Source organism: Oceanobacillus sp. FSL K6-0127, assembly GCF_037983385.1.
Taxonomy (GTDB): domain Bacteria; phylum Bacillota; class Bacilli; order Bacillales; family Amphibacillaceae; genus Oceanobacillus; species Oceanobacillus profundus.
The window spans coordinates 1,920,861-1,946,738 of the sequence record NZ_CP150287.1 but is presented as its reverse complement, the minus strand read 5'-3'; the positions used below and the strand labels follow the sequence as shown (position 1 = coordinate 1,946,738).

General features: G+C 37.2%; 24 protein-coding genes. 6 read left to right on the top strand and 18 right to left on the bottom strand.

The genetic code is table 11. The features are described 5' to 3' along the window. Positions 1-28 precede the first annotated feature (28 nt). The 6 genes from MHH64_RS09770 to MHH64_RS09745 form a co-directional block, all read right to left on the bottom strand. A complete protein-coding gene (locus tag MHH64_RS09770; protein WP_340003159.1) occupies positions 29-2,977 on the bottom strand; it encodes an AAA family ATPase in 2,949 nt (982 codons plus the stop codon). A 5-nt stretch (positions 2,978-2,982) separates the two neighbouring features. Further along, entirely contained in the window at positions 2,983-4,203 is a 1,221-nt protein-coding gene (locus MHH64_RS09765) for a DNA repair exonuclease (protein WP_095309664.1), read from the bottom strand. Positions 4,204-4,354: 151 nt separating this feature from the next. Next, complete coding sequence (locus tag MHH64_RS09760; RefSeq protein ID WP_095309689.1) at positions 4,355-4,594, bottom strand: hypothetical protein; 240 nt, start codon at positions 4,592-4,594, stop codon at positions 4,355-4,357. Between the two features lie 166 nt (positions 4,595-4,760). Further along, entirely contained in the window at positions 4,761-5,666 is a 906-nt protein-coding gene (locus tag MHH64_RS09755; RefSeq protein ID WP_095309666.1) for an aminoglycoside phosphotransferase family protein, read from the bottom strand. Positions 5,667-6,052: 386 nt separating this feature from the next. After that, a complete protein-coding gene (locus tag MHH64_RS09750; protein ID WP_118888708.1) occupies positions 6,053-6,442 on the bottom strand; it encodes a hypothetical protein in 390 nt (129 codons plus the stop codon). Then, positions 6,439-6,651, bottom strand: coding sequence for a helix-turn-helix transcriptional regulator (locus tag MHH64_RS09745; protein ID WP_095309670.1), 213 nt, complete (start codon positions 6,649-6,651; stop codon positions 6,439-6,441). Before MHH64_RS09745 ends, MHH64_RS09750 begins: the two co-directional genes overlap by 4 nt. Positions 6,652-6,809: 158 nt before the next feature. On the opposite strand from MHH64_RS09745, the gene MHH64_RS09740 reads away from it, so the two are divergent. Continuing rightward, the gene (locus tag MHH64_RS09740; RefSeq protein ID WP_303448461.1) at positions 6,810-8,855 is read left to right on the top strand and encodes a catalase; all 2,046 of its coding nucleotides are present in this window, start codon (positions 6,810-6,812) and stop codon (positions 8,853-8,855) included. Between the two features lie 69 nt (positions 8,856-8,924). Here MHH64_RS09740 and MHH64_RS09735 read toward each other — a convergent pair whose 3' ends face one another. Beyond that, the gene (locus tag MHH64_RS09735; RefSeq protein ID WP_340003158.1) at positions 8,925-10,646 is read right to left on the bottom strand and encodes an ABC transporter substrate-binding protein; all 1,722 of its coding nucleotides are present in this window, start codon (positions 10,644-10,646) and stop codon (positions 8,925-8,927) included. 112 nt (positions 10,647-10,758) lie between these two features. Between MHH64_RS09735 and MHH64_RS09730 the strand changes: the two genes are divergently transcribed. Further along, the gene (locus MHH64_RS09730; RefSeq protein WP_340003157.1) at positions 10,759-11,982 is read left to right on the top strand and encodes an MFS transporter; all 1,224 of its coding nucleotides are present in this window, start codon (positions 10,759-10,761) and stop codon (positions 11,980-11,982) included. A 63-nt stretch (positions 11,983-12,045) separates the two neighbouring features. Here MHH64_RS09730 and MHH64_RS09725 read toward each other — a convergent pair whose 3' ends face one another. From MHH64_RS09725 to MHH64_RS09710, 4 genes are read right to left on the bottom strand one after another with little or no spacing between them, the layout of a single operon-like run. Continuing rightward, entirely contained in the window at positions 12,046-13,299 is a 1,254-nt protein-coding gene (locus tag MHH64_RS09725; RefSeq protein ID WP_340003156.1) for an ABC transporter permease, read from the bottom strand. Next, on the bottom strand, positions 13,292-14,191 hold the full coding sequence (locus MHH64_RS09720) for an ABC transporter ATP-binding protein (RefSeq protein WP_118888704.1): 900 nt from the start codon (positions 14,189-14,191) through the stop codon (positions 13,292-13,294). The genes MHH64_RS09725 and MHH64_RS09720 overlap by 8 nt, the downstream gene beginning before the upstream one ends. 56 nt (positions 14,192-14,247) lie before the next feature. Further along, entirely contained in the window at positions 14,248-14,565 is a 318-nt protein-coding gene (locus MHH64_RS09715) for a DUF3796 domain-containing protein (protein ID WP_251660647.1), read from the bottom strand. Beyond that, a complete protein-coding gene (locus tag MHH64_RS09710) occupies positions 14,558-14,767 on the bottom strand; it encodes a helix-turn-helix transcriptional regulator (RefSeq protein ID WP_095309685.1) in 210 nt (69 codons plus the stop codon). The genes MHH64_RS09715 and MHH64_RS09710 overlap by 8 nt, the downstream gene beginning before the upstream one ends. A 369-nt stretch (positions 14,768-15,136) precedes the next feature. Between MHH64_RS09710 and MHH64_RS09705 the strand changes: the two genes are divergently transcribed. Beyond that, positions 15,137-15,322: a YhzD family protein gene (locus tag MHH64_RS09705; protein WP_095309691.1), complete on the top strand. Its 186-nt coding sequence runs from the start codon at positions 15,137-15,139 to the stop codon at positions 15,320-15,322. 106 nt (positions 15,323-15,428) lie between these two features. Here MHH64_RS09705 and MHH64_RS09700 read toward each other — a convergent pair whose 3' ends face one another. Continuing rightward, a complete protein-coding gene (locus MHH64_RS09700) occupies positions 15,429-15,785 on the bottom strand; it encodes a YlbF family regulator (RefSeq protein ID WP_095309693.1) in 357 nt (118 codons plus the stop codon). Positions 15,786-15,943: 158 nt separating this feature from the next. On the opposite strand from MHH64_RS09700, the gene MHH64_RS09695 reads away from it, so the two are divergent. Both MHH64_RS09695 and ugpC read left to right on the top strand, forming a co-directional pair. Beyond that, complete coding sequence (locus tag MHH64_RS09695) at positions 15,944-16,843, top strand: helix-turn-helix domain-containing protein (protein ID WP_340003154.1); 900 nt, start codon at positions 15,944-15,946, stop codon at positions 16,841-16,843. An 83-nt stretch (positions 16,844-16,926) separates the two neighbouring features. Further along, positions 16,927-18,024 (top strand): sn-glycerol-3-phosphate ABC transporter ATP-binding protein UgpC, encoded by a 1,098-nt coding sequence (ugpC, locus tag MHH64_RS09690; RefSeq protein ID WP_340003153.1) that lies wholly within the window; start codon positions 16,927-16,929, stop codon positions 18,022-18,024. A gap of 77 nt (positions 18,025-18,101) precedes the next feature. Here the strand turns inward: ugpC and MHH64_RS09685 are convergent, their stop codons facing one another. From MHH64_RS09685 to MHH64_RS09670, 4 genes are all read right to left on the bottom strand, one after another. Beyond that, on the bottom strand, positions 18,102-18,299 hold the full coding sequence (locus MHH64_RS09685) for an alpha/beta-type small acid-soluble spore protein (protein WP_340003152.1): 198 nt from the start codon (positions 18,297-18,299) through the stop codon (positions 18,102-18,104). Between the two features lie 136 nt (positions 18,300-18,435). Then, the gene (fumC, locus tag MHH64_RS09680) at positions 18,436-19,821 is read right to left on the bottom strand and encodes a class II fumarate hydratase (RefSeq protein WP_340003151.1); all 1,386 of its coding nucleotides are present in this window, start codon (positions 19,819-19,821) and stop codon (positions 18,436-18,438) included. A gap of 158 nt (positions 19,822-19,979) precedes the next feature. Beyond that, positions 19,980-21,650 carry a dihydroxy-acid dehydratase gene (gene ilvD, locus MHH64_RS09675; protein WP_251660642.1) on the bottom strand — a complete coding sequence of 557 codons (1,671 nt, stop codon included), beginning with the start codon at positions 21,648-21,650 and terminating at the stop codon, positions 19,980-19,982. Positions 21,651-21,792: 142 nt separating this feature from the next. Further along, positions 21,793-22,473, bottom strand: a complete 681-nt coding sequence (locus MHH64_RS09670; protein ID WP_118888698.1) for a FadR/GntR family transcriptional regulator — start codon at positions 22,471-22,473, stop codon at positions 21,793-21,795. A gap of 248 nt (positions 22,474-22,721) precedes the next feature. Here MHH64_RS09670 and MHH64_RS09665 point away from each other — a divergent pair, with 248 nt between their 5' ends. Next, complete coding sequence (locus tag MHH64_RS09665; RefSeq protein WP_118888697.1) at positions 22,722-23,636, top strand: zinc dependent phospholipase C family protein; 915 nt, start codon at positions 22,722-22,724, stop codon at positions 23,634-23,636. A 153-nt stretch (positions 23,637-23,789) separates the two neighbouring features. On the opposite strand, the gene MHH64_RS09660 is transcribed toward MHH64_RS09665, so the two are convergent. Together MHH64_RS09660 and MHH64_RS09655 are read right to left on the bottom strand one after the other, a co-directional pair. Further along, the gene (locus MHH64_RS09660) at positions 23,790-25,094 is read right to left on the bottom strand and encodes an MFS transporter (RefSeq protein ID WP_118888696.1); all 1,305 of its coding nucleotides are present in this window, start codon (positions 25,092-25,094) and stop codon (positions 23,790-23,792) included. A gap of 191 nt (positions 25,095-25,285) precedes the next feature. Next, positions 25,286-25,519, bottom strand: coding sequence for a hypothetical protein (locus MHH64_RS09655; RefSeq protein ID WP_118888695.1), 234 nt, complete (start codon positions 25,517-25,519; stop codon positions 25,286-25,288). Positions 25,520-25,878: the final 359 nt, after the last annotated feature.

Sequence of the window (25,878 nt, the reverse complement as noted above, 5' to 3'; positions counted from 1 at the left end):
TTCTCCGCCCTTTCCAATTTCCTGAAAACTATATATTTTGGACTTTTTCCGTTATGTCTATTTGCTTCATTTTCGTTACAGCAGAAGCGATTTCCTGTCTGCACGTAAACAGAATCACTTGTTGCTTTTCTGCAACTTGCTGAAGAATAGCAATCATCTTCTTTATTCTAATAGAGTCAAAATGCACAAAAGCATCATCAATCACAAATGGTAATCCGTGCTTTTCACTCATTATTTCACTTATTGCAAGACGTAATGCTACGTACAGCTGATCAATTGTTCCTTGAGATAATTCATTTACAGTGTATCGTATATTGTCGATTGATTCTACTTGAAACACACTACTATCTGTTGGCGCATAGACCTGAACATACTTCCCGTCCGTAATTTCTTTAAAATATAAAGTTGTTACTTCAATGACCTTCGATAAATAATTCGCTCGATAATTACGTTTTGTCTCTGTAAGTATTTCTTTAGCAGTTTTTAAAACCGCCCATTCTTTACCCAACTGGTTAAAATGCTCCGTTTCCATTTCAAACTGATGAAGACTAGTAGAATAAGACTCCGTTGATTCCATGGCAACGAGCTCTGCTTTCGTATCTGCTAAATTTTCTCTTACCTTTTCTAGCTTGCTTTCCAGTGATTGCATTGATTCTTCGGTATGTTGCCGATTCAATTCTAGTTCTGTTTCTGTTACCATCGTTTTTCCAAATTGCTGTAAGCCTTCCGTTGACAATAGGTTTTTATGCTGTGTCGTCGTTTTTGCTAATTCCTTTTCAAGCGTAGCCTTTTCCTCTGATTGTCTCGCCTTTTCATAGAATAATTCCTCTGTATCAACTGCTGCCAGGTTAAACAAACGCTCTATTTCCGTTTCGTATGTTTGCATACTTTCTTGTAATTCACGTTGTTTTTCCTTTAAATCTGCTAATAGTTGCTTATAATAATTAAGCTCTTTACGTTTCTCTAGTTGGACATTATGAATTTGCTCTATCGTTTGCAGCTTTTCTTCTAGATCCTCTCCTGAATTAGTAACCCCCAGCTTTTCTATAAATCGCTCAAGATTTTGCTGATCTATTGCCAATTGCTTTTCCAGCGTAGCTACCTCATCCATATGCTTTTGCCAATCCTTTATTAATTTCAAAACATGTTTTAAATGATGATACAGTTCAGGCCAGTATGCCATTTCCATTTGCTTTAAGAAAGGATGGCTTTCATAATGACGACAAATTTGCTCCTCTAATCGCTGCTCCCGTTCAGCTAACAGGTTTTGTTTTTCATTCCATTTAATATACTGGATGTGTGCAAGCTTCAACTGCTCTTGTAAGGCCGCCTGCTCACTTTTATACTTTTCCTGCATTTCTAGCAGTTCCGCTGCTTCTCTTCTTTCTGCTTCCGTAACCTGTTGACCAGATTGCTCATGATAATCCTCAAGTACATGATCGAACTCTTTATTTGTTCGCTTCGTCATCAACCATTGCCCGATTCCCAACACAAGTGTCAGCAGCATAATCGTATAGAGCCAGCTATAATCGGTTAATATTGCGCCAATACCTAAAAGGATTGCAACAATAATACTTCCTATAAGGACATTTGAAGCTAGTTGATTTTCTTTATTTTGCGCTTCTTCCCTTTTTTTTGCATCCCTTTTGAGTTTATCCATTAATTGTGTTGATTTAAAAGTATCTAACCGATCACGCAACTCATGTACATGACTATCTGATAAAATCGATTCCTTCAACTGCTTGATTTGGTTGTTCATATAATGCTTCTCTTGCTCTAGCTGCTTCTGTTCATTGTCCAACTGTTCGGATTCAAGTTTGAGCTGCTCGTTTTCATTCTTTAATTGCGTCCATGCCTTTTCTAAATAAAAGGGAAGCTCTAGACTAGCAAGTTCTTTTACTTGTATACCTAGATGTAAACGATCCATCGCTTCATTTAGTTGAAGTTCATCATGGCTTACCGCAGTTTGTAGTTTTTTTAGTTCACCACATTGCGATTGAATCCGTTTCTTCTCGTCAAGAAGCCCTTTTGCTTCTTGACCGATTTCCTTTGCATGTAAGTCCTGCTCAATCGTCGCTATCTTTTGCTTATACTTCTTTTCATGACCTGCGACGATATTCCATTCACTTTTGAGCGGCAATAGCGATTCCTTCCATTTTTCCAGACGACTTACACCGTTTTCAGGAAATTTAATTGTCTCTGGATAATCTTCAAGCTGTTTTTTTAACTTATGGTATTCATGGATTACCGGTAGGGCATGTAGTTGTTTTTCGATCGTAAATGCTACTTTTTTTTCTTCTTTCATCTCTATTTGCAATTGCGTTAGCTCCTGCTCCAATTGTGCAACCGTTTCTTTTTTTTCGCGATATGAAGCTTCCACTTCCCGAAAGCTTTGTAAGGAATCAGAAATCCGATTTAATGATTCAATTTTTTGGTTCATTAGTGGCTTTTTTCCAGTTGGTTTAAACAGCTCACCGATTTTCGCATCCAATTGTTTTTCAACAGCATAGATATTATTGGATCCTGTCATCCCAATCCCAAGTAGCACTTCACCTAAATCTTCATCTTTCATATTGCGAATTTCCGTTAAGTCTAGTGCAGAGAAAGAAAAAATGGATTCGTATGTTTTTGCTGTCATTCCATTTAGCTGTTCCTTTAACCATGCTTCGTCATATGTTTTTCCGTCTTTCGTAAAGCATGCAGCAGCACCATTATTCACTTCATCCAATCGTTCAATGCGAAATTCACCGATCTCTGAATGAAGGACTGTCATTTTACCACCCATTTTTCCGCTCGTCTTCGGTCGATAAAATGTGCGCTGCTTCGGTGTGAGACCAAACAACATAAAAAGAATAAATTTTTGAATCGTTGATTTACCAGATTCATTTTCTCCATAAATACATGTTGCATCTGAAAAATCAATTTTATAGTCGACCCATTTTCCAAAACCATAAATTGTGGCATCGAGGATTTTCAAATCAATCACCCCTTCAGCAGTTCCTGGATCAGGAGCTGCTTTGCTTCTTCTTTAATTTCTTGTTCTTCTTCATTTGACAATGGCTTCAAATACCTCCTTGCCTGTTTGTGCTGATATAATTCTCCAATGTACGGAAGTATAGCCGTCTCCTTTAGGTGATGAGACAATTCTGCTATAAAATGACTACCGTTCTCCATAGCTTCATCAATTAGAACTTGCTTCACATCTGTTGAAACACGAAATATGTATTTCCAATTCATTCCAGAAACAGTTGTTTCATTGATAAGATCAACAATATCTTCCACATGTTTTAGACGCTCCCACTCTTTCAAGCTTGGATCATCACTTGTTAGGGTAAGTTCAATTAATTGAGGTCCTTTTGTACCAGTGATCTCCCTTAAGATTTGCTTTTCTAAATCATGAACCTGCTTACACGAAGAAACATCTATTTTTTTCGACTGAAATTCAATGGACTGTAATGGGATAAAGGACAACTCAGCCTGCTTGTCCTTCAATATAACATGGTAGCATCCCTTTTCACCTGTTTCTTTTCTATTTCGTCCTTGAATATTCCCAGGATAGACGATAGGAGGAGTGTCTTTTAATATTTCTCGCTTATGGATATGACCAAGTGCCCAGTAATTAAAATCTTCTTCTACTAAATCAGAAATTTGAAACGGGGCATATACGTCGTGCTCTGTGTTGCTAACAATACTTCCATGTAACATTGCAATATGATAGGGAATTGTTTCATCGCTAATTTTGTATGCTTTCGCTTTCCTTTCAAATACAGCACGGTTTTCATAGCTGAATCCATAGATTTGCGCTACATCCGCTCCATCTTTGGTAAACGTGAAATTGGTCACTTTCTCTCCTGGAAAAATAGAAACATTTTCTGGGTATGTTACTGGGTAACGATTGCCCTTTATGTAATCATGATTTCCATAGGATAAATATACATGAATTGACTGCGATTCTAATTTCTCGAAAGCTCGTCGTAATCGAATTTGCGCTTTCAAGCTTTGCTTCTCATTATCAAATAAATCTCCAGCTATCAGAACAAAATCCACCTGTTTGCTAATCGCTACCTCAATTAGTTGATCCAAAGCGGCAAATGTACTTTCAAGTACTTCATTAAAAATTTGTTCCGGTAGATTACTCAATCCTTTAAAAGGACTATCTAAATGCAAATCAGCTGCATGGATAAATGATATTTCTTCTGCCATTTCGGATCTCTCCTTTTAACACATAATGATTTCGTTATTGAATCGTTATATTATTAATCCCATTTTACCAAACCGCTAAACAGAATGCACGTTCTATATAATAGAAGAGAAAATGCCCATATTATTTGAATAAATACGGGCATCTGATACTTCACCAATTATACCCCGAGTAATAAGGGCCATACGGTGGATATGGATACGGTTGATAAACTGGAAATGGTTGATATACGGGGTAATACGCCGGTCCTGGCTGGTATACCGCACCAGCGAGCAAACCACCGGCTAGACCACCTAGAAATGGCAGCAAGAACGGAAAAAATCGTTGATCACCATGATATTCATGTTCATTTCTAAAATAAGGATATGGTACATAAGCTAAATAGGGAGACATGTCATAATTCGCGGATACAAGCGTCTCATTTTGTTCATCACTCATCTATTTTCCCCTCATTTCTTTATTGCTCTCTCCATTATCCTATGCATATGCCTAAAGTAACTATTGGGCGTATGTACAGTTTTTAAAACTTTCCTGAAGAATTGTTTTGCTCCAGTCGCTTTCAACTTCCATCTTTATACCATTTCGGGATGACACGTGTAAAATCCTCATGATCTCTTATTACATCCAGCGAATAGTTTAGCATTATTTCGTATTGCGCTTGACTTCTTTTTAGTCCCCAGACAAGCGATGAAGCAACGTGCATCGCACTATATAATGTATATAATTTCCAAAATGATTCCGCTACAGGCTGCTCATTATGATAGCCGGCAATAACCCCATTTGTAAACGGAATACTTATACGCTTGGAGAAAAAACCGAGCTTCTGTAAGTCATGAACCGGATCTCCCCAATCCATTCGTCCGAAATCAATAATTCCAGAAAATGTCCTGTTATGAATTAGAATATTAGCAGGATGAAAATCATCATGCTGAAATGTATTTGGCCTTCCTTTTAACAGCATTTCATTTTCCCAAATATAGGTTTCTAGCATTTCCTTTATCCGTTTATCAACATCAATCTGCTGTAACTCCATTAAGTACCTATCACTCTTTTGTTTTTTTATTGTATTCCATGCTGGATAATCAGTAGGGGCTGAAAAACGATGAAGTTTCTTTAATTCCTTTCCCGCTAAAATTCCAATTCGATATTGCTCTTCGTTTGTTAATTCCTTTAAAGCAATCTCAGCGTCTTTTCCTGGGAGATAAGTGAGTATCATATAAGCCATATCAGTTCCTTCTATCACATCAAATTCAATTCCTTTTGGGATTGCATCTGAATAGGCACCTAATTTGTTTACCGTAACAAATTCTTCTTTTCTGCGTTGAATTTGTTTATTCGAAAAAACTCGTAGCAGATACTGATTATCAATAATAAACTTCTTATCATAAGAAAATCCTTTGTCCAACGAAACGACTTCTTTCGAATATCGCAAAAAAGGAATCTTCTTTTTCCATTGTTCTTCCATCTGATCACTCCTTGTCTGTATTCTAGCGTTGGCAATGAAATGTAAGCATCATCCATATACTCCATACATGCAAACAAGACACTATCTCCGGTGCTTAAGACACCATACTCACAAATAACACACCATTCCAGCTGATTAAGACGCCATACTCACAAATAACACACCATTCCAGCCGATTATGACGCCATACTCACAAATAACACACCATTCCAGCCGATTATGACGCCATGCTCACAAATAAGTCACCATTCCAGTCGTTAAGTATGACTCTTAAAAAGCGTTCCTTCATACGTAGCCCATCAGCCTTGTGTACAAATTTTGGATATGTTATGCCAGCTGCATGACTGGCTGATGGTTTTCATCGAATTCTCTCCCTGGCTCACTACCTACTTACGACTGACAATAAGCGCTCCAACACCACTTAAAAGAAAATATACCGCAAATGGGATCATTAAATAGAAAACTGCCACACTTTCTATATTCATGAAACTAATAATTCCCAACCCAATAAAAAGAAGCGCAATAAAGATATTTGCCGCATAAGCATAAAATTTAAGCATGTTTTTCACTGTTCGTTCATCAAAATCCGGTGTTTTGTCTTTTTTAAAACGCATTCGAGCTACATCAATTCCAACCACAAGTAATAATGCAGTTAAGGATCCAAGTATGCCACCGAAGTTCAGATTTCCTACAAGCAACTGCCCAATCGTCATTCCAATGACTCCTCCAATTCCTGCAAACGTAAAATTCCATTTGTGCATTTTTCTTCTTTTCATTCGCCTTCCTCCTCCACTAATGTAAATACTTCTTCGATCGGAACATTAAAGTACTCTACAATCTTAAGTGCAAGTTCAAGACTGGGATTATATTTATTTTTTTCAATCGCTGTGAACGTTTGTCTGGTTACCTGCAAATCCTCAGCCATTTGAATTTGCTTTATCCCCCTTTCTAACCTAATTTTCCGTATGTTGTTTTTAACCGGCATTATTTCACCTTCTAGTAAGTAAAGATATCTTTACATATTTTATAACATACCAAACCTTTAACGTAAAGACATCTTTACCTTTTCAAAAAAAAGAATATGATAGAATGCTCTCTTTTGGGAATATTACATACTAACAACTACAGGAAAGGAGTTTGTCAATGAGTGAGAACCCTAAAATTAATGAAAATAGTAAGCAAGAGCAATTAGAGCAATTCCGTGTAGATGATACGAATAAGAAACTAACAACAAATCAAGGTTTAAAAGTATCGGAGGATGAGCTCTCATTAACTGCCGGAAAACGCGGTCCAACACTAATGGAAGACTTCCATTTCCGCGAAAAGATGACCCATTTCGACCATGAACGTATCCCAGAACGTGTCGTACATGCCAGGGGAACTGCTGCGCATGGCGTCTTTGAACTTTACGAATCCATGAAACCATACACGAAAGCAAAGTTTTTACAAGATCCAAAGGTAAAAACACCCGTATTTGTACGTTTTTCAACAGTTGTTGGTTTTCGTGGTTCGGCAGACACAGTCCGGGATGTTCGCGGTTTCGCTACAAAATTTTACACCGAGGAGGGTAACTATGATCTAGTAGCTAACAATATGCCTGTATTCTTCATTCAGGATGGTATTAAATTTCCGGATATTGTTCATGCTATTAAGCCTGAACCGCATAATGAAATCCCACAGGCTTCTGCTGCGCATGATACATTTTGGGATTTTGTTGCAAATAACCAGGAATCCGCACATCAGGTAATGTGGCTTATGTCGGATAGAGCGATCCCAAGAAGCTTCAGAATGATGCAAGGATTCGGGATTCATGCCTTCCGCTTTGTAAATGAGCAAGGCAAATCGCATTTTGTTAAGTTCCATTGGGTACCGAAGCTTGGTGTCCACTCACTCGTTTGGGATGAAGCACAAAAAATTGCCGGTAAAAATCCAGATTTTAATCGTCAGGATTTATTTGATGCGATCGAAATGGGGAACTTCCCTGAGTATGAATTAGGTGTGCAAATAATTGAGGAAAAGGATGAATTTGCCTTTGACTTCGACATTCTTGATTCTACAAAGCTTTGGCCTGAAGAGGATGTACCGCTAAAAATAATTGGCAAGCTTACATTAAATCGCAATGTCGATAACTTCTTCGCTGAAACAGAACAAGTCGCATTTCATCCTGGACATGTTGTACCAGGTATTGATTTTACAAATGACCCACTGTTACAGGGACGTTTATTTTCCTATACAGATACACAGCTTATTCGATTAGGTGGACCAAATTTTCATGAGATTCCAATCAATAAGCCTGTGTGTCCATTCCATAATAATCAGCGAGATGGCTACCATAGGCAAACAATCAATAAAGGAAGGGTAGCTTATCATAATAATTCAATGGCTGCAAATACCCCCGCTCCAGCAACAGAAGAAGAGGGAGGATTTGTTCATTATCAAGAAAAAGTCGAAGGCAGTATCATTCGAACTAGAAGTGAAAGCTTTAATGACCACTTCTCTCAGCCTAAACTTTTTTGGAACAGCATGAGTCCTATTGAAAAGCAACATATTATTAATGCCTTTAGCTTTGAAGTTGGGAGCGTAAAAGATAAATCGGTTCAACAGCAGGTAGTTGATATGTTTGGGAATGTTGACCTAGCAATGGCCACAGAGGTTGCGAACAACATCGGGGTAACTCCTCCTACTGCAGAAGAATCATCTGTAACAAAGGCCTCCCCTGCACTTAGTCAAGAAAACACAATAAAAACTCAAGTTGGTCGTAAAATTGCTGTGATTTTGCACAATGGCTTTCAGGATACGGAGGTAAAAGAGATTTTACAAGGATTGAACATAGCTGGAGTAGCATACGAAATTATTAGCGACAAACAAGGTTTCGTATCAGGTAAAAATAATGTTGACCTCCAAGTTGTTCATACTTTCACAACAACTCACCCAGTTTTGTATGATGCCGTTTATATTGTCGGTGGCAGTAATGTTGATGACGCATTCTACAAAAATGCAAGCGACTTTGTAAAAGAAGCTCATAAACATTATAAAGCAATTGGCGCAACAGCAGATGGAATTGAATGGCTTGAAAGTAATAATATAATTGGTGATCCAGGTGTTATTGAAGGAAGCGGCAAACAATTCTTGGAGACGTTTCTTGAAGCTATCGCAGCACACCGTCATTGGGATCGAAAGGTAATTTGATACTTGAATTGATTAAGAAAGTCTGTCAACACTGCCCCAATGTCGTTACTTTGGGAGCAGTGTTACATTTCATTTTTTCCATACAGCACGATAATCAACTCTGCCATGACTATCGAGTTCGATATTTGCATATTGACTTGATTCGGATTCGTAAATTGTATGAATACGATGATTGAGAAAAATGATTGCATGCTGCGCTTTTAAATAATCTTCTATTTCAAAATAACTATTCCAACGAGCCGTTTCATCTTGGAATGTTTTCATTTTTGAAACCTGTTTATTAATAAATACTTTCATGTCCTCATCCAAACATGGAAAAATGGATAATTGATTGGAATGAATGGAAGTTAGAACAGAAAGTAATCGATCATCCGATAATGCAATTCCAGAAACAAACAAGTCATACTTCTCGATAACCTGAGGATCCTTGAATTGGATTGCGTTTACAATTTCTACTTCCGCTTCTATACCTGCTTGCTCTAATTGCTGTTTGAGTATCATCGCTTCTCTTTCATGGTTAACTCCTTCTCGGATTTGCTGTGCAGCGATTTTCAGTTCAACATTGCCTGCCAACTTTTGCTTCGCATTACTCCTTACTGGTAAGTCAAGCTCTCTTGACTTCTGCGTTAGAAAACTATGCGCAACCATTTCTCCTTCTAAACAAAATTGCTCAGGATCGATTATTTGGCAGATACGCCGGCGAAATTCACTGTCCTGCAATGGCCCGCTTTTTCTGCAATTAAATGTTATATAGTCTGCGCCTTCTTCAATCGAGCGCACTTCTTTCCAAGCAGTATCTGGTGCAGTTAATCGAAACGGATGGGATTGGTCGTCTTGAAATAATGCTGGTGTATTTATAACCTCCACACGATCCAACCAAGGGCGTAACCCATAATACTGCTGAAACACATCTAAACGAATCATTTCATTATCATTGCGAATTAATTGAAATGGACCACTACCTACAGGTAAATTCTGAAATCCTTCTTCATCTTTCTTGAAAACTTCAATCGGAATAATCGATGCTTTTAGGCTTGATAAATATCGCGGAAATAAATAATCAGCATGCTTAAGCTGGAACACAATGCTATATCTTGTTACACACTCCATACGTATTACATTTCCTTTAATATTATCTTCCTTTAAAAATCGTTCCAATGTTGCGCTTACATCTTCACTTGTCAATTCTCTCCCATGGTGAAATAAGACACCTTTATGCAAATAAAACACCCATCGTTTGCCATCTTGACTTTCAAAATGGCGAGCAATTTTAGGTACCAGTTGTCCTGTATGACGATTAAATTCTACTAAACGTTCAAAGACTTGCTGAACCATATGTGCATCATGTCTTGATATGATCAACAATGGATCCATCGATAGCTTTGTTTCGTAAAAAGGATATCGCAGGATGTCCAAATCATTGTCCTCTATATTCTTATGGGTCATTCCTAAATATCCTCTAAACCATTCCTGGAACGTATATTGTGCTTTTTTTTCTAATTGACCCACAATGAAGAATGCAGCTTGATACTTTTCCATCTTTACGCTTTGCTTCGCTTCCTTAAGATGCACCTCTTCATGCGTATAATTCAGCATTAACTTCGGCTTCTTCCCACGACCTCTTTGGATTCTCCACTCTACGTAACCTGCTTGGTGAAGGAAGTTTACAATCGTTTTCACATGTCGTTCAGAACAGCTAAGAATTTCAGCTAATCGAGCGACAGTTGTTTCTACTTCTTCTTTTTTATTAAAATAACGCGTTAGCACCTTCATATGTTCAATATATTTCATTTTTCCTCCAAAAGGTGAACATTTTTTTTTACAATCTTCACTTTATATTCATCTTTTTTTATTTTACACTTCTTTTAGGAATAGAATCAATGAAAGGTTGGAGTGTATGCCAATGGAAGCAGCTAAAAGCAAGGACAACATTCTCACATTGTGGAGAAACAAAAACTTTCTACTTCTATGGGGAGGAAATATAATTTCAAGCTTCGGGTCACAGATGTACACAATAGCAATTCCCTTATTAATTTATGAAATTAGTCAATCAGCATTAGCAATGAGCAGCATGCGCGCAATTGAATTTTTCCCTAATATTTTCATCGGAATGCTTGCTGGTGTACTTGTCGATCGATTTAACCGAAAAAAGATGATGCAGTTGACAAGTTTTATTCAATTCACTTCCGTATTTGGCATCGTACTTCTATTACTCACAAATAGTCTGCAGCTTTGGCATTTATACATCCTTGGATTCATACTCTCCTGCGCCGGCTATACATTTGGAAATGCCCATCATTCCGTTATACCGCAAATTATTTCGAAGGAACAACTGACCTCAGCCAATGCAAAATTATCATTTGTAAGTACATTGATTCAAACAGCTGGCCCAGGGCTTGCAGGAGCATTTTTAGTCGCCTTCTCCTATACAGCCACATTATCAATCTATTTACTTTGCTTATTCATTTTATTTCTATGTGTTCAATTCTTTAAACTTCCTGTTTCGGAAAGAGAGATCAGAGAAAAAACCAGTATTTGGCATGATATGAAAGAAGGGATTGATGAGCTATTTCGTAATAAAACATTACTGACACCAACAATTACTGTATTATTTATCAACTTTGCTTCGAGCCTTGTCATTGGCGTGCTTATTTTTTATGTTACCGACAAACTTGGTGCTACGGAAGCACAAATCGGGTTGATGTTTACGATTTCAGCGGTAGGTGGCCTTTTAGGTGCAGCTGTAGTCAGTAAGATTCGCGCTAGATTTGGGCGTGGCAATATTTATACATTCTGTTTACTTTTTGATATCGTCGGGGTCAGTTATCTTATCTTTGCACCGACATGGTGGGCCATCGGAATTGCGCTTGCCATTCGGACCTTTTCTACTACAATTTCTAATATTGTCTATTTCACGATTCGGCAAGAATTCACGCCAAACCATTTATTAGGTCGTGTAGCAGGAACATCCTCCATGCTCATGAAGTTAACCCTACCATTTGGATTATTTATTTCTGGATTATGGGCAGAATGGCTACCCATTCCAATTTTATTTGCTATATCTGCAGGAATATTTTCTCTTTTGTTCATCCGCCTTTACTTTCATCCATTTCGCAATTTAGTTTAATTTATCAAAAGACCATTAAATCAAACCTGAACTTGATTTAATGGTCTTTCTTACATTCCGGCCCTACTTTTCTTTCTTCCCTAATACAAGCGCCTTTTTTAAATCCTTCAATGAACCAGATCTTCCATACATCAGCACGCCGCCACTATAGACCTTCGCACCGATATACGCAAGAACGGCAATCGTTCCAACCATAATTCCCAGTGATAATGCAACTTCCCAAATTGGAATATCAAGCATTCCAACTCGCAAAAACATAATCATCGGTGTAAAGAATGGAATATAAGAGGTTACTGTTACAAACGTTGACTCAGGTGCCCCTAGGCCAAAAATAGCGATCATGAAGGCAATTACAATTAACATCATCATCGGCGTCGTTAATTGGCCCACATCTTCAATTCGACTTACAAGTGAACCAAGCATTGCTGCTAATGTTGCATAAAGTAAATAACCTAGAATAAAGAACACAATTGCGTAAACAAAAATCATTGGCGATGTATCCTGAACACCAAATAACTCGAAGACTCCCCCGACTAACTCTTCCTGTTTCGAACGAATTAGCGTATAACCAACTATAATAAATAATCCAATTTGCGTCAGTCCAACTAATGCAATACCAATTATTTTTGCAAACATATGTGTAATTGGAGGTGCACTCGATATCAGTATCTCCATAACCCTTGATGATTTCTCTGTAGCGACATCCGTTGCAATCATCTGACCGTACATCATAACAGTCATATAAAGTACAAACAGCATGACATAGACAATACCTCGCGCTTGATTGAGTTCTTCCTCTGTTTTTGCTGATTCATCAAGCGCAACTGCTTCAAATGCAATTGGTGCATAAATTTCCGCAATCCTCGCTTCGTCAATACCAGAGGCTTGTGTTGCAATGGCAATCTTTAATTGTTGTAAATGCTGTTCAATAATCATTTGATTTCCAGACTCTGTAATAGTACTCGCAAAATACGTTGCATCAAAAATTTGTTCTTCGTTTTCCGTCAGTTCCACAACTGCATCATATTGACCATCTTGTACAGCCACTTTCGCTTCGTTAACCGTACCATCAAATGGAACTAATTCAATGTCCTCTTCTGCTGCAGCAAGGCTTTGTTGCAATGCTTCTGTATAGACACCTGATTCATCCACAACCACAATTTCACCCGATTCCTCTCCAGCGAACATGTCAATAATGGTTTGGAAATTAGCAAGACCCGCGATAATTAACAAAGTAATGAGCGTACTGAAAATAAATGACTTTGTCTTAACCTTCGTAATGTATGTATGGGATAAAACAGTCCAGAATTTATTCATATGCTTCACCTACTTTCGCAATGAAAATATCATTAAGCGATGGTTCTTCAAGATCAAATTTACGAACAAAACCTTTTCCCTGGATTGCGGAAAGAATGTCTTGGGATACTTGCTCATTATCTATTTGCAGCTTACAGCCTTGAGCACCTTTTTGATATCCAGATACACCTTGGAAATTTTTTAAAAAACCAAAGTCGATATCTCCATGAATAATCAAGTTCTTTTTTCCATAGGAGCGTTTGATGTCTTTTAATGATCCATGCACAACTGGTGTACCTTTTCGTAAAATGCACAAATTCTCACATAGCTGCTCCACATGATGCATTTGGTGGGATGAAAAAACAATCGAAGTTCCTTGATCTTTCAGGTCAATTACTGCCTCCTTCATCATTTCAACATTAACAGGATCCAGCCCTGAAAATGGTTCATCTAAAATAAGTAATTTGGGCTTGTGAATGACAGCTGAGATAAATTGAATCTTTTGCTGATTCCCTTTAGATAGCTCTTCAACTTTTTTTGTCATGTATTCAGGTACTTTAAATCTTTCCAGCCAGTATTCGAGCTCTGTAAGAATTGCTTGCTTCTTCATTCCTCTTAACTTTCCTAAGTAAATCAACTGTTCTTTCACGGTTAGTTTTGGATAAAGTCCCCTTTCTTCTGGGAGATAACCAATCAAATGACTATTATCGTAATCGATTGGCTTACCATTCCAAGAAATTTCCCCTTCCGAGCTATCCAATAGCCCAAGAATCATCCTGAAAGTAGTTGTCTTACCAGCACCATTACCTCCTAAAAAACCGAACATTTCCTTCTCTGGAATTTCAAGTGAAAGTCGGTCTACTGCCGTATGTCCTTGAAAACGTTTTGTGACGTCTTTTAATACCAATGTCAAAAAAAACTCCCCCTTCTCTCGTATTCATACGATTCTTTATAAGATTTGATTCATTTTTATTCGTGCTTTGTTGAAAAAAAGAAATTTGTAATAATTGCAGTTACATTATGCAGAGCATAGAGTGCGGTTAGTAAAAAAAAGCTGAAGCCAATGCCATCAAATATGATGACAACAAACCAGGCTATTAGGTATACTACGATCATTGCATCCCAGGATCTTGCCTTTGAGCGGTTATTTGTCTGCTGATAGCGCTCATCAAATAAATGCTTCTTTCGACCAATGCGCCGATTAATGAAAAATATAATAATTGATACGATTACGGCAGCAATTAAACCCCAAATACCGGATGGGTTTGCTAAAAAGTCCTCACTCAATGTTCTCATCCCCTTCAAAAATAAATAATTCCTCAATTGTGCAGTCAAACGTTTGAGCTAGCTTATGTGCTAATATTAATGATGGCTTATACTTGCCTTTTTCCAAGGATATAATCGTCTGTCTAGAAACCTTTAATTTCTGTGATAATTCTTCTTGTGTAATATCCAGCTCTTTGCGTTTTTCCTTTATAAGTGTTTTCATGCTATCTCCTATTTTTTAGTAAAGTAAACTTTACGTACAGTTTACTTTACACTACCAGTAATGTCAACCATACTTTACACCCTTTTCCTTTCACTTGTATTAAAATTTAGATTATAATGAATATACAGCTGACTTATTATAGTGGTAAACAGGGAGCCGGGATTAGCGGAGCGAGGATAAGCTCTAACCATAATTGCACATTATGTCTCAGTTCCTTTCAATTGCGACAAATACAAGCAACTGCATGCTCGAAATGTGTCTAGCTATATATCTGGTACAAAGAGACAAAACAATTAACAATATCAACGCAAGCAATAATTTCTAGAAAGTTAAGTATATAGATTACATAAATATTAGGAGGAGTTTTTTATGAGAAACTATGCTTTAACAGTATTTGACCCAAGGGGTGAGAAACTGCTGGATGAATCATTTACTGCTGCAAATGATGCAGAAGCTAAAGAGGTAGGACAGGCACGATTGGATAAAGAAGGATACAGCGAACATACACATCGCTGCGTAAGCCCGGAAGCAAAGCTTGTCTTATTTCACAGGTAATTCACCATTCTCTTAAATAAGGAAAAAACTTCTTTGCGTACTTTCAAATAAGAATATTTAATCAAAAAATCCGCAGATATTAACTGCGGATTTTTTATGTATTTTCTTAGTTTGTTTCATCTGTAGTACCGTATAGTTCTTCCAACGGCTTCGTAATAATACGACTAATATCATTGATTGCAAGATTTAAACGTTGTTCTTCTTCCATCAATTTAGAGATATCCTGATGTTCTTGCACAGCCTCAACGACCGCTCGCGCTTTTTCTAGTTCTTCTTCTGTAATATCCAAACCTTGCATTTGCTTTTCTTGTAAATTCATTTGTGTATCACGGAAATCCTCGAACATTTGCTTTGCACTCGGATTATTCATTACCGTTTCATAAGCTAATTTCAAACTTTTAAATTCTTCGCTTTCACGAATAGCTTTTTCCAATTCATATGCGCTATCATAAATATTAGGCATGATGTTCCTCCTTTAGTATCAATACTAACGTTACTATAACAGAGCTTTTATCCTGTGTATACCCTCAACGAAAAAACCCTATTTTTGAAAAAATATTTTTACACTTGTATTTGACTGCTATAATTAAACAATAGAATAAGGAAAAAGGAGATTTCAAGATGTATAAAATGCTAAAAAATTTTTTCCCTACTTTTTTAATTTATGATGAAAATATATCTGAAATACCCGATGACTATCAATGGTTCGTTACAGATACAAATACAATTATCGGCATAGCTAAAAGCGATTTGAGCGCAAAGGATGCTGCCATGCTTTCAACATTTTTAACACCATACCAGCTTACGATACCAAAACCGACTGATTTAGAAAAATTATGGAAAAATCGAATTCATCATTCTAGTTCTATGCCAGAGACATCACATGAAAAATTTCGCTTTGTTTATTTTTCTTTTCCTAAAAATCAAATAGAGCCTAACATTTTTAGAACTGCAATGTATGAATTTTTCTCTAATCCAATACCTATTTTATGGGAAAATGAACAGGAAGGAATTCTTATTGAACAACAGGGAGTACAGCTAGAAGATTCGCTCACGTATGACCAAATTGTTGATACACTGATGAGTGATCTTTATGTGAAAACGAAGTTCTTTATTGGTCCTTATTTAGAGGACTTCAAAGATCTCTCTAATCAGTATTTATCTTTCATACAATTAGCAAAAATATCAGCTAGCTATTCCGATAATCCTGTTATTACATATGTGGATGCCATTCCCTTCCGACTTGTAAATCAAATACCCTTTGAGCAACGAAACCAAATTAGCAATTTGGTACTTAAGGAGTTCCAGAACGATGAGGAAATGCTTCAAACCATTTGGACGTTTATCCAATGCAATCTTAATATTTCACTCACTGCAAAAAAACTCTACATGCATCGGAATAGTCTACAATATCGCATTGATAAATTTTTCGAAAAAACTGGGATTGATGTTCGGCAGTTTAACCAAGCTTTAACCGTATATATATCACTGCTAGCAACCATGCACAAAGAGCCTGTCTAAATTTGTGCACATTCCCCATTATGTAAAGCGCTTTCTTTCTATACAATGAATATATAAAACGTTTACATTTTGGAGGGGTAATAATGGCTGAATTACGCTTAGATCATATTCAAAAAACGTATGATAAAAATGTGGTTGCTGTATCAGACTTTAATCTACATATTAAGGACAAAGAATTTATTGTCTTTGTTGGACCATCTGGGTGTGGGAAATCAACGACTCTAAGAATGGTGGCTGGTTTAGAGGAAATCACAGGTGGCGAGCTCTATATTGATGACAAAAAAATGAATGATGTCGCACCAAAAGATCGCGATATTGCGATGGTATTCCAAAACTATGCATTATATCCACATATGAATGTGTATGATAATATGGCTTTTGGTTTAAAGCTTCGTAAATTTAAGAAAGACGAAATCGACCAGCGTGTTCAGAATGCAGCAAAGATTTTAGGGTTAGAGGCATATTTAGACCGCAAGCCGAAAGCACTCTCAGGTGGACAACGTCAGCGTGTAGCACTTGGACGTGCAATTGTAAGGGATGCAAAAGTTTTCTTAATGGATGAACCTTTGTCTAACTTAGATGCCAAACTGCGTGTACAGATGCGTGCAGAAATTCAAAAATTGCATCAACGTTTGCAGACAACAACGATTTACGTAACCCATGATCAGACCGAAGCAATGACAATGGCAACTCGCCTCGTTGTAATGAAAGATGGAGTTATTCAACAGGTTGGTGCGCCAAAAGAAGTATATGATCATCCTGAAAATGTATTCGTTGGTGGCTTTATTGGATCACCATCAATGAACTTCTTTCTAGGTAAACTAACGGAGGGCTATTTTGAAGTTGATGGTATAAAACTAAAAGTTCCGGAAGGCAAAATGAAGCTTCTTCGAGAGCAAAATTACATTAACAAAGAAGTTATTTTAGGCGTTCGACCAGAAGACATCCACGATGAGCTACTAATCATTGAAGCTTCACCAGAATCAAAAATTAACGCACATATTGAAGTTGCTGAATTAATGGGAGCAGAGTCCATTTTATATTCTAAATTAGGCTCACAGGATTTTGTAGCACGAGTTGATTCTCGCTCTGACGTCAAAGGCGGTGACAATTTAGAGCTCGCCTTTGATATGAATAAAGTGCATTTCTTTGATAAAGAAACGGAAGAACGGATACGCTAAGAATAGAATAAGCTAACTTCTCATCATGTTAAAGAGGAAAGTCCCAAAAGACTTTCCTCTATCCATATTTATGAAATTTATTTACCGTGTAATTGTTGTTGTGCAGTTTGCACTAGACGTTTTGTAATTTCTCCACCTACAGAACCATTCGCACGTGAAGTTGAGTCTGCTCCTAAGTTAACACCAAATTCTTGAGCGATTTCATATTTCATTTGATCAAGAGCTTGTTGTACTCCAGGAACAAGTAATTGATTTGAACTGTTGTTGTTAGCCATGTTTATCACCTCCTGTAATTCTATTGTTTGCACTATCAAAAAACTTATAAGTTTTATTTACTGGTAAATTGTAGGATTCCTTCCAGGCAAGCAAAAAGCGCGCTGCATCAATTTGCAGCGCGCTTTTTTGAATCTTTTATTTTGGGGATGTCATTTCTTTCGGGTTCACATACTTATCAAATTCTTCTTCTGTCAGTAAGCCTAGTTCAACTGCAGTAGCTTTTAGCGTTGAATTATCATGGAATGCTTTTTTAGCAATTTTAGCAGCATTTTCATATCCTATATGAGGATTTAACGCCGTAACAAGCATTAAGGAATCGTTTAAATATTTTTCAATTTGTTCATGATTTGGTTCGATTCCAACCGCGCAGCGTTCATCAAATGAAATAATACTATCCGCTAATAATTGGCTAGATTGTAAAAAGTTATATGCAATCACTGGTTTAAATACATTGAGTTCGAAATTACCTTGACTTGCTGCAAATCCAATTGCTGCATCATTTCCCATAACTTGTGTGACAACCATTGTAACAGCTTCACTTTGTGTTGGATTTACCTTACCCGGCATGATTGAACTTCCAGGCTCATTAGCAGGTATTGTAATTTCCCCAATTCCACAACGCGGACCACTTGCTAACCAACGAACATCATTTGCAATCTTCATCATATCTGCAGCTAATGCTTTAAGTGCTCCATGTGCATAAACCGTTTCATCATGACTTGTTAACGCATGAAATTTATTCGGTGCAGAAACAAATTTTTTCCCGGTATACGAACTGATTGCCTCACAAACGCGTTCTGAGAACTCTGGATGTGCATTCAGCCCCGTACCAACCGCAGTACCACCAATAGCTAATTCTCTTAGATAATCTGTACTTTCCGTAATCATTTTTTCCGATTTTTCAAGCATGCGATGCCAGCCACTAATCTCCTGCCCAAGTGATAATGGTGTTGCATCTTGTAAATGCGTTCGTCCAATTTTCACGATATCAGAAAATGCTTCCATTTTTTCTTTCAGCGTCGCTTTTAATTGCTGTACAGCAGGAATAACCGTATCTTCCAGCTTCAATACAGATGCTACGTGCATTGCAGTTGGATATGTATCATTAGAGCTTTGAGATTTATTAACATCATCATTTGGATGAAGTCTTAGCTCGCTTCCTTTTCCTTCAAGCCATTTATTCCCGACAAATGCTAGAACTTCATTCACATTCATATTGGATTGAGTACCACTTCCCGTTTGCCATACAACTAATGGAAAATGTTCATTCAATTCATCAGCTAATACAAGGTCAGCAGCATACGAAATTGCTTCTGCCTTCTGACTTTCCAACAAGCCTAAATCACTGTTTGCTTTTGCCGCACTTTTCTTTAGAATTGCAAACGCTTTAATAATTTCAGCAGGCATAGTCTCAGAACCAATTGGAAAGTTTTCCTTGCTTCGCTGTGTTTGCGCTCCCCAATATTTATCTGCTGGTACATGTATTTCCCCTATTGTATCTCTTTCCACACGGTAACCCATTCTAATTCCTCCCTATAATATGTATTACTCAAACCCTCTTCTATTGTAACAAATTTTTGAAATAAATTAATAGTTATCGACTTATTTTTTTAGTGCAAGTAACGACTTATCAGTTAAACACCCCTCTCTCAATAACTGAGAAAGGGGTGTATGCTTCATTATATACTCATAATTCCGCCTTTAGATGCATTTGTTACAAGCTTGGAATATCTTGCTAACCATCCAGTTTTAATTTTTGGCTCAAATGGTTTTAAGTCTTTACGTCGTTCTGTTAATTCTTCGGCCGAAACTATTACATTCATTGTCCGGCTTGGTAAATCAATTTCGATTATATCACCATTTTCAACCAAAGCAATTGGACCGCCTTCAGCTGCTTCTGGAGAAATATGACCAATTGAAATACCACGAGATGCACCACTAAAGCGACCATCTGTAATGAGTGCAACTTTAGTTCCTAGTCCACGCCCCATAATAGCTGAAGTTGGCGCAAGCATTTCTGGCATGCCTGGTCCACCTTTTGGTCCTTCATAGCGGATGACTACAACATGACCTGCTTGTACTGTCCCATTATCAATCGCTTCTTGGGCTTCGTCTTGTGAATTAAAGACAATTGCTTCACCAGTAAATGTTTTGATTGACGGATCAACTGCACCTACTTTAATCACGGAACCTTCTGGAGCAATATTTCCATACAATACAGATAAACCTCCAACTGGACTATAAGGATTGTCTTTCGTACGAATCACTTCTGGATTAGTAATGTGATGGTCCTTTACAAGCTCACCCATTGTTTTACCGCTAACGGTAATTCTTTCCGGATGAATTGCCCCAGGGATTTTTGTTAGTTCATTAATAATTGCTTCTACTCCACCAGCTTTATTGATATCATCCATTGAAAGATCTGATGCCGGCATAATTTTTGCTAAGTACGGGACTCTTTCTGCAACTTTATTTATAACTTCTAAGTCGTACTCAATTCCAGCTTCATGCGCAATCGCCAATGTATGTAGTACGGTATTTGTTGACCCACCCATTGCCATATCAAGTGCAAAAGCGTCATCGATCGCTTCTTTTGTGATGATATCACGCGGCTTAACATCTTCTTTAATCATACGAACTAATTGTTTGGCCGCTTCGCGTACTAATTCTTTACGCCTTTCACTTGTAGCAACGATTGTACCATTACCAGGAAGTGCAACTCCCAGCATTTCCATTAAGCAGTTCATTGAATTTGCTGTAAACATACCTGAACATGAACCACATGTTGGACATGCATTCATTTCAATATCTAACAGCTCTTCTGAAGACATTTGTCCGGATTTGTGGGCACCAACACCTTCAAATACAGATGTTAAAGAAATTTGTTTTCCTGTTGCACTTACACCAGCTTCCATCGGTCCGCCTGATACAAAAACAGAAGGAACGTTCGTACGAGCAGCAGCCATCAGCATACCCGGTGTAATTTTGTCACAGTTTGGAATATAAAATACCCCATCAAACCAGTGTGCATTTATTACCGTTTCGGCAGAGTCTGCAATAAGTTCACGACTTGGTAAAGAATAACGCATTCCAATATGTCCCATTGCAATTCCGTCGTCTACTCCAATTGTATTAAACTCAAACGGAATACCACCTGCTTCAATAATCGCTTCTTTTACAACATCTGCAAACTCTCGTAAATGAACATGACCAGGAATAATATCAATGTACGAGTTACAAACACCAATAAAGGGTTTCTCAAAATCTTTAGGTTTTACTTTTCCTGTTGCATATAAAAGACTGCGGTGTGGAGCACGATCGACTCCAATTTTAATCATATCGCTTCTCATCTGAACAACACATCCATAATTTCAAATTTTAAATCTATTTTAAATCCTAAGTTGTCTGCTGTCAATATAGTTGTACGACAAGTTAAATAAAACTCTTCCTGTGACATTTCACCGGACTTTCTGAACTTCTCCTAATAAACTGTTATTCAATTCTTAAGTCTTTCATCGCGTGTAAAATGTGAATTTTCATTGCACTTCTGGCTCCCTCAGGATTACGGGCTTTCATAAATTCCATAATCAGCTTATGATCATTCAACGTATCTTTTACGACTTGCTCATTTTTTTGGGACAATTGGACTCCTTTATCAATTGCCTGAAAAACAACTGGCATAAGCTTGTCGATAAATTCATTATGAGTAGCCTTGGCTATCGATTTATGAAATTTCTGTTCAACATCTGTCCGATCCTCACCCTGGTCAATTTTTTGTTCAATCTGATTCCCATACTCTAATATGCGACTTAGCTCAGCATCACTCGCTCGTAACGTCGCATAATAGGCTGCTTCCGGCTCAAAAATCAGACGCATTTCATACAGGTCTTTCGCATTTATTCTTGCATGGGAAAGACCATTCAATGATTGCATGGTATCATGTAAATCAACTTCCTTTTTCACAAATGTACCTTTGCCTCGTTTAATTTCCAATACTCCATTTGTTACTAATATTCGAATCGCTTCACGCAATGTCGTTCTGCTAATCTGAAGTTCCTCTGATAACTCAATTTCGTTCGGCAGTTTATCACCTGGTAAAAATCTTTCTTCGATCGTAATCATTGATAAAATATCTTCTGCTATATTATCGGAAAGCCGCTTCATTTGTTTCATCTATCCTATCATCCTTATTTTTTTATAGTATAGCACACCATGTACACTGCATTATTAATCATTTAGAATACTAAACATGAACATAAACACTGGAAAAAATATGTAATGACACAAAATTGTACTACTCTACAGACCACCAACTACTGATATTTCGATATAATACGTTACATAGCTTTAATTTAAGGAAGACTTCATACTTTTCACTGTCCTAAAGGTTTTCCAAATACTTCAAGAAGGAGGATGTCGCTATGCCAAATACATGGACACATATTTTATTTTGCGAAGATGTGATTGATTCCGTCAAACAGCCTTATCCATTTTCACAATATGAACCTTATATGAAACTAGGCGCGCAAGGACCAGATCCATTTTTCTATTATAACTTCTGGCCATGGATAAAGGATGAACCTGTCCATGAAGTCGGTATGACACTTCATACGGAACGCTGTGGCGATTTCCTAATGGATTTGATTCGAAAAGCGAAGGGCCAATGTAGCGAGGTAAAAGCCTATGTTACTGGATTTATCACCCACCATATCCTTGATCGTAATACGCATCCATATATTCATTATCGCGCTGGCTATGAGGGAAGTAATCATCAAAAGCTGGAAATTATTATTGATACGTTAATGATGGAAAAATACCATAAATTAAAAACGTGGAAAACGCCTGTATATAAGGAAATTGATGTTGGCAGAACACTAAATCTCGAAGTACGAGAATTGCTTCACGAAACAATAAAGAAACACTATCCAGAATTAAATCGAGATACATCTGAATATATTCAAAAAGCATACCGAGATATGCTGCTTGCATTGAAGATACTTATGGATCCTTATGGTTGGAAAAACTTCATGCTACGCTCATTGATTTCATCCTATTCACATCAACCAGTAAAAACAAATGTTGATTACTTGAATTTAAATCATACAACCTGGTATCACCCTGCAACAAATGAAGCCTCAAACCATAGCTTTATTGAGCTATACGATAAAGCGCGAGTAGAAGGCATTGAAATTTTGTCACAGCTGCAAAACTATTGGGAAAACAGTGCCAACTCATCCGAACAACGATTAAGCGAACTTATTGATAATATTTCATATGATACTGGTAAGCCGTTAAAACTCGGCCTTAAAAATAAATATAGTGATCCAATTGTTTAGACATTAGTATAGTTTTTACACGATTAAAATAAATTCCTCGAGTAAAATATACTCAGAGGGTCTATATAGATAGCTCGGGATAGACAATAACTTGTATATCCCGAGCCTAATTTTTGTCAGCACTACTAGCAAACAATTTTTGATGACATGATGCTATTTCGGTTTTACCTCTACTACACCTTTAGGGTTTGTCAGTCGTTCCGCATCTTGCATTCCTTTTTCAACATCAACAAATCTCAGGATAATAATACCTGCAATAAAGAATACGATAAGTGAAACAATTCCAAGTCTACTGCTTCCTGTTACTTGACCTACAAAGGCAAACATAAATGGTCCAATCACAGCTGCGAATTTAGAGGATATTCCATAGAATCCAAAGAATTCCGCATGTTTATTTGCTGGAACCATCCGACCGAAAATGGAGCGGCTTAGGGATTGTGCTCCCCCTTGGACCATTCCAACTACAATAGCCAAAATATAAAAATGCAATGCAGAGGTCATAAAGTATCCAATTATGACAATACCAAGATAAACGAATAACGTAATATTTAACGCTTTTTTAGCTGTAATGACTGAAGCTAGCCACCCAAAGAAAAATGTAAAAGGAATTCCGACAAATTGTGTAATTAATAGGGCGACAATTAAATCATTCTGCGCTATCCCAATTTCACTGCCATAAACAGTAGCCATCCGAATAATCGTTGATATTCCATCATTATAAAGCCAGAAAGCCAGCAAGAAAATAAGCAGCTGTTTATATTGCTTCATTTCTTTAAATGTATTTCCTACTCGGGAAAAACCAATAGCAACATATGACCTATCACGTTTTACTTCAACTTTCTTTTCTTCTTTTATGTTTTTAATGAGTGGGATGGAGAAGATTAACCACCAAATCCCAACGGTGACAAAAGCAACTCGAGTAGACATCTCCGTATCTGGTAGCCCGAACCAGCCAGGATTTAAAATCATTAAAACATTAATCGCTAACAATATTCCTCCGCCTATGTATCCATAGGCAAAACCACCAGATGAAACACGATCAATTTCGTCTTTCGTGGCGACTTCTGGAAGAAATCCATCATAGAACACGTTCGCACCAGAAAAACCGATGGAACCAACTATAAATAGTACAGAGGCTAATATATAATCCCCTTCACCAACAAAAAACAGTAAAATACTTGCTATGATACCCATAAATGCAAAAAACTGAAGAAATTTTTTCTTGGCTGCAGAGAAATCACTAATGGCACCTAAAATTGGCGCAAGCACAGCCACGATTAAAACAGAAATGGACTGCGAATAGCCCCAATAGCTTGTAGCCAATCCTTCCTCTAAACCAGAGGCCGCTACACTAGAATAATAAACAGGAAGTACCGCCGCCATTATCGTTGTTGCAAATGCTGAATTACCAAAGTCATATAACATCCAGCTGCGTTGTATTTTCTTTTTATTTCCCATCAATTTTCACCCCTTTTGTTAGCATACCAAACTTTTCCTGTTTGGAAATAACAACATTGTAAAATTTACAAAAATAATATATGTAGGAATAAAGTAAAGGCTCCCAAAACTAGGTTAGCCAAAGCTTTAGAAGAATTTTTATAATGAAGCAGCAAGAAAAAGCCTCACCATAACGGTAAGACTTGGTATTGTTACTCCCATATAAAGTGTCTGTATGATTCACTTGCTTTAAGAAATTCCTCTTTATTACCTTTCTCAATGGAGCTATTGATGTCTTCTTCTAATCGATTTTTATTCCAGTTAAAACAAAGCTCATCCAAAATCAATCGGGAAAAGAGTCTTAATTCATAAGGTATTTCTCTTTTTGCTTGTAGCTTTTCACCTTCATAGCGATAAAATCGATATACTATTTTTTCCTTCTTCATGGAACATGCCCCCTTTGTTCCCTTTTTATTATTATCCTAAATTTTTAGAATAATTTCAACTAAAAACAACTTTTTTAGGCGATTTGATACAAAAACTTAAATGCTGTTGTAACCTAGTTGCGACTAAATCTTAGCTAAAACCTAATGTCGGCATAAGGAATATGTTACCTTAACATTTCCTACATAAGCTAAGCATGTTCACCTGGTCAAATCATCCCACAATACAGACGCATAATCGGACATCGCATTTTGTATTCTGTAAGGACACTCCACTTTCGTTTCTAATTTTTCCCTCTGTAAACATCCTTCACACCCTTCAATACATATAACCAGGGTCTTGAATGTTTCTCTAGACCCAC

Excerpts from the sequence above, each read along its gene's own strand:
- MHH64_RS09765 (WP_095309664.1), bottom strand. The coding sequence starts at position 4,203 with ATGGCAGAAGAAATATCATTTATCCATGCAGCTGATTTGCATTTAGAT.
- MHH64_RS09760 (WP_095309689.1), bottom strand. The coding sequence starts at position 4,594 with ATGTCTCCCTATTTAGCTTATGTACCATATCCTTATTTTAGAAATGAA.
- MHH64_RS09755 (WP_095309666.1), bottom strand. The coding sequence starts at position 5,666 with ATGGAAGAACAATGGAAAAAGAAGATTCCTTTTTTGCGATATTCGAAA.
- MHH64_RS09750 (WP_118888708.1), bottom strand. The coding sequence starts at position 6,442 with ATGAAAAGAAGAAAAATGCACAAATGGAATTTTACGTTTGCAGGAATT.
- MHH64_RS09745 (WP_095309670.1), bottom strand. The coding sequence starts at position 6,651 with ATGCCGGTTAAAAACAACATACGGAAAATTAGGTTAGAAAGGGGGATA.
- MHH64_RS09740 (WP_303448461.1), top strand. The coding sequence starts at position 6,810 with ATGAGTGAGAACCCTAAAATTAATGAAAATAGTAAGCAAGAGCAATTA.
- MHH64_RS09735 (WP_340003158.1), bottom strand. The coding sequence starts at position 10,646 with ATGAAATATATTGAACATATGAAGGTGCTAACGCGTTATTTTAATAAA.
- MHH64_RS09730 (WP_340003157.1), top strand. The coding sequence starts at position 10,759 with ATGGAAGCAGCTAAAAGCAAGGACAACATTCTCACATTGTGGAGAAAC.
- MHH64_RS09725 (WP_340003156.1), bottom strand. The coding sequence starts at position 13,299 with ATGAATAAATTCTGGACTGTTTTATCCCATACATACATTACGAAGGTT.
- MHH64_RS09710 (WP_095309685.1), bottom strand. The coding sequence starts at position 14,767 with ATGAAAACACTTATAAAGGAAAAACGCAAAGAGCTGGATATTACACAA.
- MHH64_RS09705 (WP_095309691.1), top strand. The coding sequence starts at position 15,137 with ATGAGAAACTATGCTTTAACAGTATTTGACCCAAGGGGTGAGAAACTG.
- MHH64_RS09700 (WP_095309693.1), bottom strand. The coding sequence starts at position 15,785 with ATGCCTAATATTTATGATAGCGCATATGAATTGGAAAAAGCTATTCGT.
- MHH64_RS09695 (WP_340003154.1), top strand. The coding sequence starts at position 15,944 with ATGTATAAAATGCTAAAAAATTTTTTCCCTACTTTTTTAATTTATGAT.
- ugpC (WP_340003153.1), top strand. The coding sequence starts at position 16,927 with ATGGCTGAATTACGCTTAGATCATATTCAAAAAACGTATGATAAAAAT.
- MHH64_RS09685 (WP_340003152.1), bottom strand. The coding sequence starts at position 18,299 with ATGGCTAACAACAACAGTTCAAATCAATTACTTGTTCCTGGAGTACAA.
- fumC (WP_340003151.1), bottom strand. The coding sequence starts at position 19,821 with ATGGGTTACCGTGTGGAAAGAGATACAATAGGGGAAATACATGTACCA.
- ilvD (WP_251660642.1), bottom strand. The coding sequence starts at position 21,650 with ATGAGAAGCGATATGATTAAAATTGGAGTCGATCGTGCTCCACACCGC.
- MHH64_RS09670 (WP_118888698.1), bottom strand. The coding sequence starts at position 22,473 with ATGAAACAAATGAAGCGGCTTTCCGATAATATAGCAGAAGATATTTTA.
- MHH64_RS09665 (WP_118888697.1), top strand. The coding sequence starts at position 22,722 with ATGCCAAATACATGGACACATATTTTATTTTGCGAAGATGTGATTGAT.
- MHH64_RS09660 (WP_118888696.1), bottom strand. The coding sequence starts at position 25,094 with ATGGGAAATAAAAAGAAAATACAACGCAGCTGGATGTTATATGACTTT.
- MHH64_RS09655 (WP_118888695.1), bottom strand. The coding sequence starts at position 25,519 with ATGAAGAAGGAAAAAATAGTATATCGATTTTATCGCTATGAAGGTGAA.